The organism is Marinobacter pelagius (assembly GCF_900114925.1).
In the GTDB taxonomy this organism is placed as follows: Bacteria; Pseudomonadota; Gammaproteobacteria; order Pseudomonadales; family Oleiphilaceae; genus Marinobacter; species Marinobacter pelagius.
This window is the reverse complement of sequence record NZ_FOUR01000007.1, coordinates 243509-257648: the sequence shown is the minus strand read 5'-3', so window position 1 is coordinate 257648 and position 14140 is coordinate 243509. Positions and strand designations below refer to the sequence as shown.

Annotated in this window: 15 protein-coding genes and 2 rRNA genes; 14 read left to right on the top strand and 3 right to left on the bottom strand. The window is 58.9% G+C overall.

Features of this window, described 5'->3' with window-relative positions; all coding sequences use genetic code 11:
• The 14 genes from BM254_RS14805 to BM254_RS14740 form a co-directional block, all read left to right on the top strand.
• Positions 1-319, top strand: a 23S ribosomal RNA gene (locus tag BM254_RS14805); the annotation flags it as partial.
• Positions 320-421: 102 nt separating this feature from the next.
• Positions 422-536: ribosomal RNA gene (rrf, locus tag BM254_RS14800) — 5S ribosomal RNA — on the top strand.
• A 116-nt stretch (positions 537-652) separates the two neighbouring features.
• The gene (locus tag BM254_RS14795; protein WP_092005378.1) at positions 653-2203 is read left to right on the top strand and encodes a 2-isopropylmalate synthase; all 1551 of its coding nucleotides are present in this window, start codon (positions 653-655) and stop codon (positions 2201-2203) included.
• A 15-nt stretch (positions 2204-2218) separates the two neighbouring features.
• On the top strand, positions 2219-3028 hold the full coding sequence (locus tag BM254_RS14790) for a hypothetical protein (RefSeq protein WP_092005375.1): 810 nt from the start codon (positions 2219-2221) through the stop codon (positions 3026-3028).
• A 5-nt stretch (positions 3029-3033) separates the two neighbouring features.
• Positions 3034-3522 (top strand): ribosomal protein S18-alanine N-acetyltransferase, encoded by a 489-nt coding sequence (rimI, locus tag BM254_RS14785; protein WP_092005405.1) that lies wholly within the window; start codon positions 3034-3036, stop codon positions 3520-3522.
• Between the two features lie 88 nt (positions 3523-3610).
• The gene (prfC, locus tag BM254_RS14780; RefSeq protein WP_092005373.1) at positions 3611-5191 is read left to right on the top strand and encodes a peptide chain release factor 3; all 1581 of its coding nucleotides are present in this window, start codon (positions 3611-3613) and stop codon (positions 5189-5191) included.
• Positions 5192-5214: 23 nt separating this feature from the next.
• A complete protein-coding gene (locus tag BM254_RS14775) occupies positions 5215-6000 on the top strand; it encodes a TatD family hydrolase (protein WP_092005370.1) in 786 nt (261 codons plus the stop codon).
• 203 nt (positions 6001-6203) lie between these two features.
• Positions 6204-6632, top strand: coding sequence for a 50S ribosomal protein L13 (gene rplM / locus BM254_RS14770; protein WP_008937175.1), 429 nt, complete (start codon positions 6204-6206; stop codon positions 6630-6632).
• Between the two features lie 12 nt (positions 6633-6644).
• Positions 6645-7037, top strand: a complete 393-nt coding sequence (rpsI, locus tag BM254_RS14765) for a 30S ribosomal protein S9 (protein WP_092005367.1) — start codon at positions 6645-6647, stop codon at positions 7035-7037.
• A 243-nt stretch (positions 7038-7280) separates the two neighbouring features.
• Complete coding sequence (gene petA / locus BM254_RS14760; protein WP_092005365.1) at positions 7281-7874, top strand: ubiquinol-cytochrome c reductase iron-sulfur subunit; 594 nt, start codon at positions 7281-7283, stop codon at positions 7872-7874.
• A complete protein-coding gene (locus BM254_RS14755; RefSeq protein ID WP_092005361.1) occupies positions 7874-9106 on the top strand; it encodes a cytochrome b in 1233 nt (410 codons plus the stop codon). The genes petA and BM254_RS14755 overlap by 1 nt, the downstream gene beginning before the upstream one ends.
• Positions 9106-9861 carry a cytochrome c1 gene (locus tag BM254_RS14750; RefSeq protein WP_092005358.1) on the top strand — a complete coding sequence of 252 codons (756 nt, stop codon included), beginning with the start codon at positions 9106-9108 and terminating at the stop codon, positions 9859-9861. The genes BM254_RS14755 and BM254_RS14750 overlap by 1 nt, the downstream gene beginning before the upstream one ends.
• Before the next feature lie 109 nt (positions 9862-9970).
• Positions 9971-10600, top strand: a complete 630-nt coding sequence (locus BM254_RS14745) for a glutathione S-transferase N-terminal domain-containing protein (RefSeq protein ID WP_092005355.1) — start codon at positions 9971-9973, stop codon at positions 10598-10600.
• A gap of 58 nt (positions 10601-10658) precedes the next feature.
• Positions 10659-11072 carry a ClpXP protease specificity-enhancing factor gene (locus BM254_RS14740; protein ID WP_092005402.1) on the top strand — a complete coding sequence of 138 codons (414 nt, stop codon included), beginning with the start codon at positions 10659-10661 and terminating at the stop codon, positions 11070-11072.
• Between the two features lie 48 nt (positions 11073-11120).
• Here the strand turns inward: BM254_RS14740 and BM254_RS14735 are convergent, their stop codons facing one another.
• Genes BM254_RS14735 through BM254_RS14725 form a run of 3 tightly spaced genes read right to left on the bottom strand, consistent with a single transcriptional unit; the run spans position 11121 to position 13994 of the window.
• A complete protein-coding gene (locus BM254_RS14735; RefSeq protein ID WP_092005351.1) occupies positions 11121-11711 on the bottom strand; it encodes a D-sedoheptulose-7-phosphate isomerase in 591 nt (196 codons plus the stop codon).
• Between the two features lie 8 nt (positions 11712-11719).
• Entirely contained in the window at positions 11720-12085 is a 366-nt protein-coding gene (locus BM254_RS14730; protein ID WP_092005348.1) for a YraN family protein, read from the bottom strand.
• 19 nt (positions 12086-12104) lie between these two features.
• Complete coding sequence (locus tag BM254_RS14725; RefSeq protein ID WP_092005345.1) at positions 12105-13994, bottom strand: penicillin-binding protein activator; 1890 nt, start codon at positions 13992-13994, stop codon at positions 12105-12107.
• Between the last annotated feature and the right edge of the window lie 146 nt (positions 13995-14140).

The window sequence follows — 14140 nt, the reverse complement described above, 5'->3', positions numbered from 1 at the left end:
TAGAACGTCGTGAGACAGTTCGGTCCCTATCTGCCGTGGACGTTGGAGATTTGAGGAAAGCTGCTCCTAGTACGAGAGGACCGGAGTGGACGAACCTCTGGTGTTCGGGTTGTGTCGCCAGACGCACTGCCCGGTAGCTATGTTCGGACAGGATAACCGCTGAAAGCATCTAAGCGGGAAGCCCCTTCCAAGATGAGATCTCCCTGGACCCTCGAGGTCCCTGAAGAGCCGTTCAAGACCAGGACGTTGATAGGTCGGGTGTGTAAGCGCTGCGAGGCGTTGAGCTAACCGATACTAATTGCTCGTGCGGCTTGACTATATAACACCCAAGACAATTGCGGATAACGCAACAAAGAAATCGAATATCACTCAGAGTCACCTCTGAACGTTCCATCTCGTCCCCCAGTGATCAACCGTTTTGCCTGACGACCATAGCGGTCTGGAACCACCTGATCCCATCCCGAACTCAGAAGTGAAACAGACCAGCGCCGATGGTAGTGTGGCATGGCCCATGCGAGAGTAGGTCATCGTCAGGTTCCTAATACCAAAACCCCCAGCGGCTTCGCCGTTGGGGGTTTTTTATTTCCGGTCCGGGAGAAGTGATATACTCACTCCCAAAACCACACCAAAGTTTCTGACGGGAGCCCTGCCAATGGCCGCAACTGATCACCTGGTCATCTTTGATACCACCCTCCGTGACGGCGAACAGAGCCCGGGCGCGACCATGAACAAGGCGGAAAAGCTCCGCATTGCCAAGGCCCTGGAGAAACTGCGTGTGGACGTTATCGAGGCGGGCTTTGCCATTGCCAGTCAGGGCGACTTCGATGCCGTAAAGCAGATTGCCGAGAATATCAGGGAGTCCACGGTATGCAGCCTGGCCCGTGCGCTCGATAACGATATTGATCGCGCCGCCGAAGCCATCCGGCCGGCCGAGCGCGCTCGCATCCACACCTTCATTGCCACCTCTCCGATCCACATGAAGCACAAGCTGCAGATGGAGCCGGACGAGGTCGTGGAGCAGGCGGTGCGAGCGGTGAAGCGTGCCCGCAGCCACGTGGATGACGTCGAGTTCTCCTGCGAGGACGCCGGGCGTTCCGAGCTCGATTTCCTGTGCCGCATTATCGAGGCAGCTATTGATGCCGGTGCCCGTACCATCAATATTCCCGATACCGTGGGTTACGCGATCCCGGAACAGTTCGGTGAAACCATTTTCCAGATCATGAACCGGGTACCCAATGCCGACAAGGCGATTTTCTCGGTTCATTGCCATAACGACCTTGGCCTGGCCGTCGCCAATTCCCTGGCTGCGGTGACCCGTGGTGCCCGCCAGGTGGAATGCACCATCAACGGCCTGGGTGAGCGCGCCGGCAACGCCGCTCTAGAAGAGATCGTCATGGCGGTTCGTACCCGTCAGGACCTGTTCAATATCGATACCCGGATTGATACCCAGCACATCGTTCCCGCATCCCGACTGGTATCCACCATCACCGGTTTCCCGGTTCAGCCGAACAAGGCCATCGTGGGTGCGAATGCCTTCGCCCATGAGTCCGGTATTCACCAGGACGGGGTCCTCAAGCATCGGGAAACCTATGAAATCATGCGGGCCCAGGACGTCGGCTGGCACACCAATAGCCTGGTGCTGGGCAAGCACTCCGGTCGCAATGCGTTCCGCACCCGCCTGCTGGAGCTGGGTATCCAGTTCGAGACCGAGACTGAACTGAACGAAGCCTTTACCCGGTTCAAGGCCCTGGCCGACCTCAAACATGAAATCTTCGATGAAGATCTGCAGGCCATCGCCAGCGATACGCGGCAGAAGGAAGAGGAAGGTCCCTATGGACTGGCCTGTATGCAGGTCTGTTCCGAGACCGGTGTAGTGCCGAAAGCCAGCCTGACCCTCACGGTGGAAGGCAAGGAGCACAAGGTGGAAGCTGAGGGCAGTGGCCCGGTCGATGCCACCTTCAAGGCGATCGAATCCCTGGTGGATTCCGGTTGTAACCTCCAGCTGTATTCGGTCAACGCCATCACCAGTGGTACGGATGCCCAGGGCGAAGTGACCGTGCGCCTGGAGCGGGGCGGCCGCATCGTCAATGGCGTCGGTGCGGATACCGATATCATCATTGCCTCGGCCAAGGCCTACATCGAGGCGCTGAATCTGATCAGCCGGGGCGGAATCCGTCAGCATCCGCAAGTGGCGGATGTATAAGCCGCGGGTAGTGCGATGATCCATACCGAAGCCGAGCGTCAGTTCTACCTGGGAGTTGCCGGTGTACGTCTCTGGTACGCCCGGTCACCGCTGCCCGGTGCTGCCCCGAGCCCGGAGTTTGAGTTCCCGCAGGAAGTATCGCCTTCCCCTGAGGAACTCCCCGCTGGGACCGAGCCGAGAGCTCCAGTTGCCCCTGCGGTAACCAGGAAGCCTTCCGGGAAGAGTGCGAAGCCTGCCCGGGCAGTCAATCTCCAGTCGTTGATGGAGACGTCAGTCCCGGAGCCTTCCAGTGCCACGGCAACACCATCGTCCGCCGGGCCTGAACCAGAGGCCGAACCGGAAGCTGACGCCGCGGCGAATGAATCCCGCCGGTCCGTCGATGGATCCAAAGCGGCCCCGTTCCGGCAGAAGTTGAATCTCCGGTTGTGGATTGGCCGACGGTTTGTGCTGGTAACAGACCTGTCCGGAGAGGCAAGTCTGCGCCTGCAGGAGACTTTGGCGGGCAATATCCTGAAGAGCGTTGGTGATCAGGAGGCCCGGGAACTCGGACCGGTTCTGTGGCCGGTATTCAATAATCCGCTGATTCCGGGGAATCGTCTTGCGGATCTGATCGATGTACTCAGCGGCGTGCTTGAGCCGGTGGAAGCTCAGCAGATGATACTCCTGGGTGTTCCGGATTCCGGTGATCAATCCGGGGCAGAGCACTGGTTTGCCCAGGCCCTCGGGCGGAAACCGGAACTGGTTTTCCCCCATACTTTGGCGGAACTCGCCGGGAACCCCGAGCTGAAGAAAAAGCTCTGGCAGCTTCTCAAGCCGTTTGCCTGATGCCCATGAATAACCGACCAGCGTTCGCAAGTGCGGATGGGTCTGCCCTCGAGATTCGTGCCCTGTCCCATTCCGATCTTTCCCGGGTGCTGGAAATCGAACGCCAGGGCTATTCCCACCCCTGGAGCGAAGCGGTCTTCCTGGACTGCTTCAAGGACAACTATCGCCTGTGGGCACTTTGCAAAGAGGATTCCCTCATTGGATACGCGGTGGTTGCGTATCTGGTGGATGAGGCCCACTTGCTGAACCTGTGCGTGCACCCGGAGAGCCGGGGTTGTGGCGCGGGGCGCTCTCTGCTCGAACACCTGGTGGGCAAGGCCGGGGACGATGGCATGGTTCAGGTCCTGCTCGAGGTCCGGGTGACCAATCGTGCTGCCGAACAGCTCTATATCAGCGCCGGGTTCGAAGAGATTGGGCTCCGCCCCGGCTACTATCCGGCTGCCCACGGCCGGGAAGACGCCAGGGTCATGACTCTCCCGCTGGGTAGTAAGTGATCACCGCCGGTGCTGTTCACGGGGTGGGCCCTTACGGCTTATAATACCGGGTTTTCAAAATCCTCCGATTCCGAGCTCTAATTACACTATGTCGAATCTCTCCCAGGAAGTGGCCAAGCGCCGTACTTTCGCTATTATCTCCCACCCGGACGCCGGTAAGACCACCATCACCGAGAAGGTGCTGCTGTTCGGGCAGGCGCTCCAGAAGGCCGGTACGGTCAAGGGCAAGAAATCCGGTCAGCACGCCAAGTCAGACTGGATGGAAATGGAGAAGGAGCGGGGCATCTCGGTAACCACTTCCGTGATGCAGTTCCCGTATGGCGGCAAGCTGGTCAACCTTCTGGACACTCCGGGTCACGAGGATTTCTCGGAGGATACCTACCGTACCCTGACTGCCGTGGACTCCTGCCTGATGGTGATCGACAGCGCCAAGGGTGTCGAGGAGCGGACCATCAAGCTCATGGAGGTCACCCGGTTACGGGATACGCCGATCCTGACCTTCATGAACAAGCTCGATCGCGATACCCGGGATCCGGTGGAGCTGATGGACGAAGTGGAGGAGGTTCTCAAGATTGCCTGTGCGCCGGTGACCTGGCCGATCGGTATGGGCAAGAACTTCAAGGGTGTGTATCACCTGCTGCGTGACGAGGTGGTGCTGTACCAGTCCGGACAGGGCCATACCATCCAGGAGAAGCGCATCATCAAGGGCCTGGATAACCCGGAGCTGGATGAGGCGATCGGCGCCTATGCGTCCGATCTCCGGGACGAGATCGAACTGGTCAAGGGCGCTTCCCACGAATTCGACCAGGAGGCCTTCCTGGCCGGTGAGCTGACCCCGGTGTTCTTCGGTACCGCCCTGGGTAACTTCGGCGTCGATCACATGCTGGACGGTCTGGTGGAGTGGGCGCCGGAGCCCCAGCCGCGGGAGACGGACCAGCGCCTGGTCGAGCCCACCGAGGACGGCTTTTCCGGTTTTGTTTTCAAGATCCAGGCCAACATGGATCCCCAGCATCGTGACCGTATTGCCTTCCTGCGCATTGTCTCCGGCAAGTACGCCCAGGGGATGAAGGCCCGTCATGTCCGCATCGGCAAGGAAGTCCGCTTTTCCGATGCCCTGACCTTCATGGCCGGCGACCGGGAGCATGCCGAAGAGGCCTTTGCCGGGGATATCATCGGCCTGCATAACCACGGCACCATCCAGCTGGGTGATACCTTCACCGCCGGCGAGGACATGAAGTTTACCGGCATCCCGAACTTCGCCCCGGAGCTGTTCCGGCGCATCCGGCTCAAGGACCCCCTCAAGGCCAAGCAGTTGCAGAAGGGGCTGATTCAGTTGTCGGAAGAGGGCGCGGTCCAGGTATTCCGGCCGCTGAAGAACAACGACCTGATTGTGGGCGCGGTTGGTGTGCTCCAGTTCGATGTGGTGGTGGCTCGCCTGAAGAGCGAATACAAGGTGGATGCGGTCTACGAGCCCATCAACGTGGCCACAGCACGCTGGGTCGGTTGCGACGACGAGCGCAAACTGGACGAGTTCGAGCGCAAGAACAACGACTATCTTGCACTCGATGGCAGTGACCGCCTCGCTTACATCGCGCCGACCATGGTCAACCTGAACCTGGCGCAGGAGCGTTACCCGGATATCCGGTTCCAGAAGACCCGGGAACACTGAATCAGTGCCGGGCGGAGGTGAGCATGAGAATGATCGACGCCCATTGCCACTTTGATTTTCCCTGTTTCGACGGCCAGCGAGCGCAAGTGCTGGGCGAGGCCCGGGCGCTCGGCGTTCTGGGTGTCGTGATCCCCGGGGTTCGCAGGCCGGACTGGTCAAGGGTCCGGGAGGTTGCCGGCGCTCACCCGGGCCTGTGGTACTGCCTGGGGATCCATCCCTGGTTTGTGCAGGAGCATAGGGAAGAGGATCTTCAGGTCCTGGAGAATCAGTTATCGGAGCGGCCCGAACGGTGTGTCGGTCTCGGCGAATGCGGTCTGGATCGCCTGCACGGAGCGCTGGATGAGCAGCAGCCCTGGTTCGAGCGTCAGGTGGCCATTGCCGGGAGGCTGGATCTGCCCCTGATTATCCACTCAGTGAAGACCCATGATGAGGTCCATGCCACCCTCCGCAGGGCCAACTGGTCGGGGCGGGCGCTGATCCACGGCTTTTCGGGCAGCTACCAGCAGGCCGCCAAGCTGGTGGATCTGGGTTGTTACATCGGGATCGGCGGAGTGATCACCCATGATCGTGCCCGCAAGACCCGGGACACGGTTGCTCGGCTGCCGCTGGAGTGCCTGGTGCTGGAAACGGACGCGCCGGATATGGCGCCGGCGGGTGTGGAGGCCGGGCAGAACTCCCCGGTCTATCTGCCGCGGATACTGGAGACGCTGGCGACTCTCCGGGGCGTGAGTGCGTCGGACATTGCACCGGAATTGCTCGCCAATGCCTGTTCGCTCTATGGCTGGACCGGCGGCGATCTGCCAGAATAAGGGAATAGCGAAACAGGGCGGGTCGGGGTTGGTTTTCCCTGTGGGTTCGAGTATACTTCGCGCCCTGGCTTTTCAAGGCGATGTCACTATCTCAGCCCCGAATAGTGTCACTGCCAACATACAGGTATGAACCTCCTCCGGATGCCTTGCATTTACCGGTGGTGGTTTTTAACGTTTCTTTTATAGCGTTCAAGGCGGAATCAATGAAGACTCTGAGTGCGAAACCAGAAACAGTAAAACGTGACTGGTACGTTGTAGACGCAGCCGGCAAGACGCTGGGTCGTCTGTCAACCGAAATCGCCCGTCGTCTGCGGGGCAAGCATAAGCCTGAGTATACCCCTCACGTGGACACTGGCGACTACATCGTTGTAATCAATGCCAGCCAGGTGCAGGTTACCGGCAAAAAGGCATCTGCAAAGATGTACTACAGCCACACCGGCTTTCCGGGTGGAATCAAGTCCATCAATTTCGAGAAGCTGGTAGACAAGGCTCCCGAGCAAATCATCCAGAAGTCTGTCAAAGGCATGCTTCCGAAAGGCCCGCTCGGCCGTGCCATGTTCAAGAAGCTGAAAGTCTACGCCGGCGCTGAGCATCCCCATGCAGCCCAGCAGCCCAAAGAACTCGACATTTAACGGAAGGCGGATATGTCTGTAGCACAAAATTACGGTACTGGTCGCCGCAAGAACTCCACGGCTCGCGTCTTTATCAAGCCGGGTAGCGGTAACATCACTATCAACGGTCGCACCATCGAGCAGTTCTTCGGTCGTGAGACTCTGCGCATGATCGTTCGTCAGCCGCTGGTGGTTGCCGAGTCTACCGATCGTTTCGACATCAACATCACCGTCAAAGGTGGTGGTACCAGTGGCCAGGCCGGCGCTATTCGTCACGGTCTGACCCGTGCCCTGATGGATTACGACGAGACTCTGCGCCCGGCACTGCGCAAAGCGGGTTACGTTACCCGTGACGCACGTGAAGTCGAGCGTAAGAAGGTTGGTCTGCGCAAGGCGCGTAAGCGTCCGCAGTTCTCCAAGCGTTAATTCTGCTTTGCGGAATGCGAAAAAACCCGGTCCTTTCTGGCCGGGTTTTTTTGTGTCCGGGCGATTTGCTATCAAATTGATCTGGAACAGGGAAGCGCCGCGCACGGCGCCTTTCCGACTTGTAAGCCCATGGCAATTTCATTACCATTTGGGCGCTTATATTTTTGGGTTGTGAAGTCCTTTAAGATGCACATTGCCGGCTTTTGGGCGGGCTGTGACATCGCCTGATGGGAGAAAACCATAATGAGTAATGGCGACGTGAGCCAAGGCCGGCGCCGGTTCCTGATCGGCGCTACGTCCGTGGTGGGTGGAGTCGGCGTCGTCGGTGCAGCAGTTCCTTTCGTGGCATCCTGGAATCCCAGTGCCAAGGCGGAAGCAGCAGGTGCACCGGTAACCGTCAATATCAGCAAGATTGAACCAGGCCAGCAGGTCACCGTTGAGTGGCGCGGTAAGCCGGTCTGGATCATCCGCCGCACACCGGAAATGCTGGAGAACATCGAAAAGCTGAGCGAGCGGATGAAAGATCCGAACTCCGAAGCCCCGCAACAGCCTCCTTATATCGAGGGCACTGTTCGGGCTCTCAAGCCGGAGATCGGTGTCTATGTCGGCCTGTGCACCCACCTCGGGTGTGTGCCTTCCTACCGCCCTGAAATTGCCCCGGCGGATCTTGGCGAAAACTGGCTCGGTGGTCTCTTCTGTCCGTGTCACGGCTCCCGCTACGACCTGGCTGGCCGGGTTTATGATGCGCAGCCTGCTCCCCTGAACCTTGAGGTGCCGCCGTATCGTTTCGATGACGATGTGACCCTCACGATTGGTCTTGATCCGGAGGCAGCGTAATGCAGAAACTGATTCAGTGGGTAGACGACCGTCTCCCGATCGTTGACGCCTGGAACAAACACCTGGCCAAGTATTACGCGCCGAAAAACTTCAACGTGTGGTACTTCTTTGGCTCCCTGGCCATGCTTGTACTGGTCAACCAGCTGGTGACCGGTATCTGGCTGACCATGAGCTACAACCCCTCTGCCGAGGGCGCCTTTGCCTCCGTCGAGTACATCATGCGTGATGTGGAGTGGGGCTGGTTGCTCCGTTACCTGCACTCTACCGGTGCCTCCGCCTTCTTCGTGGTGGTGTATCTCCATATGTTCCGCGGCCTGATGTACGGCTCGTACCAGAAGCCCCGTGAGCTGATCTGGATTTTCGGCATGCTGATCTACCTGGTGCTGATGGCCGAAGCCTTCATGGGCTATCTGCTGCCGTGGGGTCAGATGTCCTACTGGGGTGCCCAGGTTATCGTTAACCTGTTCGGTGCCATTCCGGTTATCGGTGAAGACCTGTCCCTGTGGATCCGTGGTGACTACCTGATCTCCGGTATCACCCTGAACCGCTTCTTCGCCCTGCACGTGGTGGCACTGCCGATCGTTCTGCTGGGCCTGGTGGTGCTGCATATCCTGGCGCTGCACGAGGTTGGTTCCAACAACCCTGACGGTATCGATATCAAGAAGAACAAGGACGAGAACGGCATCCCGAAAGACGGCATTCCGTTCCACCCGTACTACACCGTGCACGACCTGCTGGGCGTGGCTGTGTTCTTCTTCATCTTCTTCATTGTGGTGTTTTTCTTCCCGGAAATGGGCGGTCTGTTCCTCGAGAAGCCGAACTTCGAGCCGGCGAACGCCCTCAAGACACCTGCGCATATTGCGCCGGTCTGGTACTTCACACCGTTCTACGCGATGCTGCGTGCGGTGACTGTGGATCTGTTCGGTCTGCCGGCGAAGTTCTGGGGTGTTGTCGTCATGGGTGGCGCTATCGCGATCCTGTTCGTACTGCCCTGGCTTGACCGCAGCCCGGTCCGCTCCATCCGTTACAAGGGCTGGCTGAGCAAGATTGCCCTGGTGATCTTTGCCATCAGCTTTGTGATCCTGGGCTACCTTGGCCTGGTTCCGGCAACAGAAGGTCGCACCATGGTCGCGCAGATCCTGACCGTGCTGTACTTCCTGTACTTCATTCTGATGCCGTTCTATACGCGCATGGAGAAAACCAAGCCAGTACCAGAGAGGGTGACAGGATAATGAGAAAGCTGATTTTTGGTCTCGTTTTCGCAGTCCTGCCAGCTCTCGGGCTGGCAGCCGGTGGCGCGATCCCGCTCGATCATATCGAGACGGACCACACCAACAAGGAGTCCCTGCAGCGGGGGGTGGCCCTGTTCACCAACTACTGCATGGGTTGCCACTCCATGGAGTACGCCCGCTACAAGCGAGTGGCGGACGATCTCGAGATTCCCGTGGACCTTTACGAGGAAAACCTGATCTTCACCGGTGCCAAGATTGGTGAGCTGATGAAGAACTCCATGAGCAAGGACATGGCCGCAGAGTGGTTTGGTGCACCGCCACCTGACCTGACGCTGGAGACCCGCTTGCGTGGTGAGTCTTGGGTTTATTCATACCTGCGTGGTTTCTACAAGGATGAAACCCGCCCGCTGGGTGTCAACAACGTGGTCTTCCCGAACGTGGGTATGCCGCACGTGATGGTTGACCTGCAGGGTCTGTGTTCCGTTCAGCCGAATGTGGGTGTGGAAGCCTCTGTTGAGCCGCTCAGCGGGAACATCAACAACGGTGAACTGTGCTCGCAGTATGAGAGTGAAGGTTCCATGAGTGAGGCCGAGTTCAGCCAGGCTATGTACGACCTGACGAACTTCATGTCGTACATGGCGGATCCGGTGCGCGTTGAGCGTGAGCGCCTTGGTATCTTCGTGCTGATCTTCGTGGCGATCTTCTTCGTCTTCGCGTATCTGCTCAATCGTGAGTACTGGAAGGACGTACACTGAGAAATAGGGTATAATCCCGTTTCCTGAATTCCAGCGGGCTCTTTGGGGCCCGCTGGATTTTTGCGTTTCTTCAGGGTTATTTCGGTTTGTTTACTCGTGAGGTAGTTCTATGGGCGTTGTGACCAAGCGGTCATCAATGACGTTTTTCTCTGATCCGGCCAGTCATTACAGTCACCGGGTGCGTATTGTCCTGGCAGAGAAGGGCGTTACCGTTGATATAGTGGATGTGGACCCGGACAATCCGCCGGCGGAACTGGCCGACCTGAATCCGTACAACGCCCTGCCGACGCTGGTGGATCGGGACCTGGTGCTCTACGAGCCCAATATCATGATGGAGTACCTGGACGAGCGCTTCCCGCACCCGCCTTTACTGCCGGTCTATCCGGTAGCGCGGGCCAATAGTCGTCTGATGATCCATCGGATCCAGAAAGACTGGTGTGGCCTGGTGGACCAGATCCTGGCTCAGCCCAATGCCAAGGCATCCGAGGTTGCCCGTAAGGAACTGCGTGAGAGCTTGCTGGCAACCGCGCCGCTGTTCGGCGAAATGCCGTTTTTCCTCTCCGAGGAGTTCACCATCGTCGATTGCTGTATTGCTCCGATTCTCTGGCGTCTGCCGGCGCTGGGTATCGAGCTGAATGAGAAGCAGGCGAAACCGATCCAGAAATACATGGACAGCATCTTCGCCCGTGAAGGCTTCAAGGCAAGCCTGTCTGATCTGGAAGAAGATATTCGCAGCTGATTTTCGGCAAACCCGGTTAACGGGGCAGGAGTAGGTAGTGCCTGACAACAAGATCGCCATGACATCCAGTCGGCCGTACCTGGTGCGGGCCTTTAACGAATGGATTCTGGACAATGACTGTACGCCCTATATTGTCGTGGACGCGGGTGTTCAGGGAGTCCAGGTGCCGACAGAGCATGTGGCCAATGGCCAGATTGTGCTGAATATCAGCCCCGGAGCAGTTCGGGGCCTGGTTATCGGTAATGGCGCACTGGAGTTCAGTGCCCGCTTCGGCGGCGTTCCCATGCAGGTATTTATTCCGCTTCAGGCAGTGATGGCTATCTATGCCAAGGAAAATGGCGAGGGTATGGTGTTCGGAAGTGAGCCGGGCACCCCGGATCCGGACGGCCCCGGTGACAAGGATGACGGGCGTTCACAAGGCGGCCCGGACGATCGGCCTTCGGGCAGGCCAACCCTGAAAGTGGTGAAGTAAAACCACTCTTCCGCTCTATCCGAAAAAGCCAGCGCAAGCTGGCTTTTTTTATCCTCCGAACAGCTTGGCGTCCACCAGACGGCATAGCGTGTTGATTATCATCAGTAGCAATGGCGTTGCGTCTGCCGGATCGAGGTTGTTCAGGGCGATCTCGTGGTCTTCCGGGTGAAGCAGGGACGTGATGTCGGATTTTTCCCGGGCACTGAGCACTACGACCTGCATTTCCCGGTCGTGGGCAGCCTGTATCGCCTGGATCAGGTTAGCCTTGTGGCCGTCATCCACCACCACGAACAGAAGGTCACCGGGTTTGCCGATGGCGCGCACCTGTCGAGAAAAGGTGTCATTGAAGCGATTGTCACGGCAAATAGCAGAGTAGGTGGTCGCATCCGCTCCGAGGTTGATCGCGGGCAATGCCGGCCGGTCCTGTTCCAGGCGGTTCAGCAGGGCGGTGCAGAAATACTGGGCCAGGATATTGGCATTGCCGTTGGCGCAGGTAATCAGTTTGCCATCTTGCAGGAGGGTGCTGACAAACGCGTCAGCAGCCGGCTCGATCTGGGGTGCCACCGTGGTTGCCGCCTGGGCCGTATGTTCCATGTGGGTGGCGAACCACTGGCTGATTTGCTGTTCAGTTGTGTCCATTGTGTTTCTTACTCTGCCTGGATGGCGTTCCTGATCCATTGTACCCGGTATTTGCTGGTGGTCCCCGGTACAATGCCGATTACATCAATCCTGCTGCAGGCGTTCCATAAGCCGTGTCGGTGCAGATAGAAGGAAACCGCCCTGAGCAGCTTGCGTTGTTTGCCATAGGTGATTGAGCCGGCCGGATCGGTCAGGCTGCCTTCGCCGCGGAAGCGGACTTCGAAAAACACCAGGGTGTCACCGTCCCGGCCGATCAGGTCGATTTCTCCGCCGCGGTTGTAGACATTCCTCTCGATGATGGTGACACCACGGCTTTGCAGATACCGTGCGGCGACACCCTCGTAGTGGTTTCCCAGTTCTCGTTTGCCATCCATGGCTAAGGTCTTCCCTGGTTCAGATTGTCCCGGGTTGACGCGCGTCCTCGCCGTCAGAGTTACGGGGCGGTGCCTGTTCATCTTCCGAAGAAGGCTGCAGCTCAGGCAGCAGTTCCGGTGAACCGTTGCTGAACCGGGCCCAGAGCTGGCTTCGGTGAATACTGCCCTGGCGGGTCATGGTCAGAACACCGGTCTGGCCGTCAATCGAGGCAGAATCGAGCTGGCGCAGCAGGGGCAGGCGTTTGCTCAGCTGCCAGGCGTCCGCGCCCATGGCAAACAGGCGGCCAAGCTGGCCCTGGGTGCCCTTCAGGTGTTCACGGGCCTGGTCCCGGAGCTCGTTATTCTCACCCAGTACCCAGGGGATGTCGGTGAAAATAACATCATTCAGGTCGCGATCCCGGGAGGGATTCGGGGTGCCGCCATATACAATCGAAGGCGAGTACACCGGCAGGTCGCCGCCGAAGTAGAAGGCAAACAGCGGCTTGAACTGGCGGGCGATGGTGGGCTCAGCCACCATTACGATGGCATCCGCATCCTGGCGCCGGCGTGCTTCGAATTCCACGTCGATGCCGATAGTGCGCTCAACCTGAATAGCCCGGTTGCGGGAAACGGTGATACCAAGCAGGTCGGCCGTTACCGTGCGCAGGTTGTCTTCCGGGAAGAACCGTTCGATATCAAGGGCGACGCCATTACGCTCCTGGAGGCGGTTAAGCAGTGCGCGCTCCACCCGGTCGCCCCACTCGCCTTGTGGAATCAGGACCAGTACGTGGTCAAGATCCTCATCGACCAGGCGATCGGCAATCTGCCGGGCCTCGTCCTCTGCGGAGAGGCCATACTGGTACAGGCCGTCCGGTGGCGCGGAGCCCTCGGGGAGATAGTTCAGGCCCAGCGCCGGAACCGGCAACGTGTTCATGGCGGCAAGTTCTGCAAGCGCTTCTTTCTCAAGGGGACCGACGATCAGGTCAAAGTTGCTGGACGAAAGCTCGTTGTACAGCTCGGCGAAGTCCTCACCGGAAGTATTGATGACGCGAATGTCGGTCTTGCTACGGTCTGCGGACTCGTCCAGGTAGTAGGCAGAGAGGAAACCATCCCGGATTGCTTTCCCGGCGCTGGCAAAGGGTCCCTCGAGCGGCAGAGCCAGGGCAATCTTTTCCGGCCGGCTGGTCGCCAGCGTGGCAATCAGCTGCAGTTCCGATGGCGGAACCTGGGCCGCAGGGTGCCCCGGCCAGTTGTTCTGCCAGCGACGAACGACGCGGCCTTGCTCATCGAGGCTGACGCCTGGCTCGCGGACCAGGGCGGCAAGTTCCAGCCAGCCCTGGTTCTCGTAGCCAATTGCCTTTGCGCTGGCATCGGCCAGTTCCTGCTCTGACAAAGTCTGGAGCAGTTGCCAGATTCGATCGTGCAGCTGTTGTACGTCCGCCTCGGGGTCGGTCTGCGCCAGCAGCATCAGTGTCATTGCCGCGCCCACGCGGTCGCCGGCAAGTTCGTAGGTCCGGGCCTGAAGGTCTGCCGCGCGGGCCATCTGATCCGGGGCGTACTCAATGAATGCGTCCGGAGTGAGTCCTGCGGTGATGGAGTCTGCCCAGTCACTGTCTTCGAGGGCTGTGGCGCTGGTCATTGCCAGCAGGCGCTTCTCGCCTTCCAGTCCCGGTGCCATCTGGTCCAGCTGGTTGCTTTCCAGTATGGTGCGTGCGTCTTCATGGTTGCCCTCATCCTGGAAGCGACTGGCAATCCTCAGCAGGTACTGCTGCGCCGTTGTCCGGTTATCTTCGCCGGCGGCAAGCTCGAGGGCTTCGTTGGGGGTCTGGGCAACGTGGGAGTCCAGGTTGACGCTGGCGCACCCGGACAACAGCAGGAACGCCGCCAGAAAACTGGCCGGAACAGACTGATTGATAGACTTCTTGATCATGACAAGCTTGGCTCACTCCGGATGATTGGGCTTGAGACGCCGCATTAACGGTGGCAAGTTTAACAGCTCCGGGGGCAATTCACATGACCACGCTGTCATGGTCCGACTCCAAAACAGGCATAGGGTGCAAAGATTGGCTAGAGAAA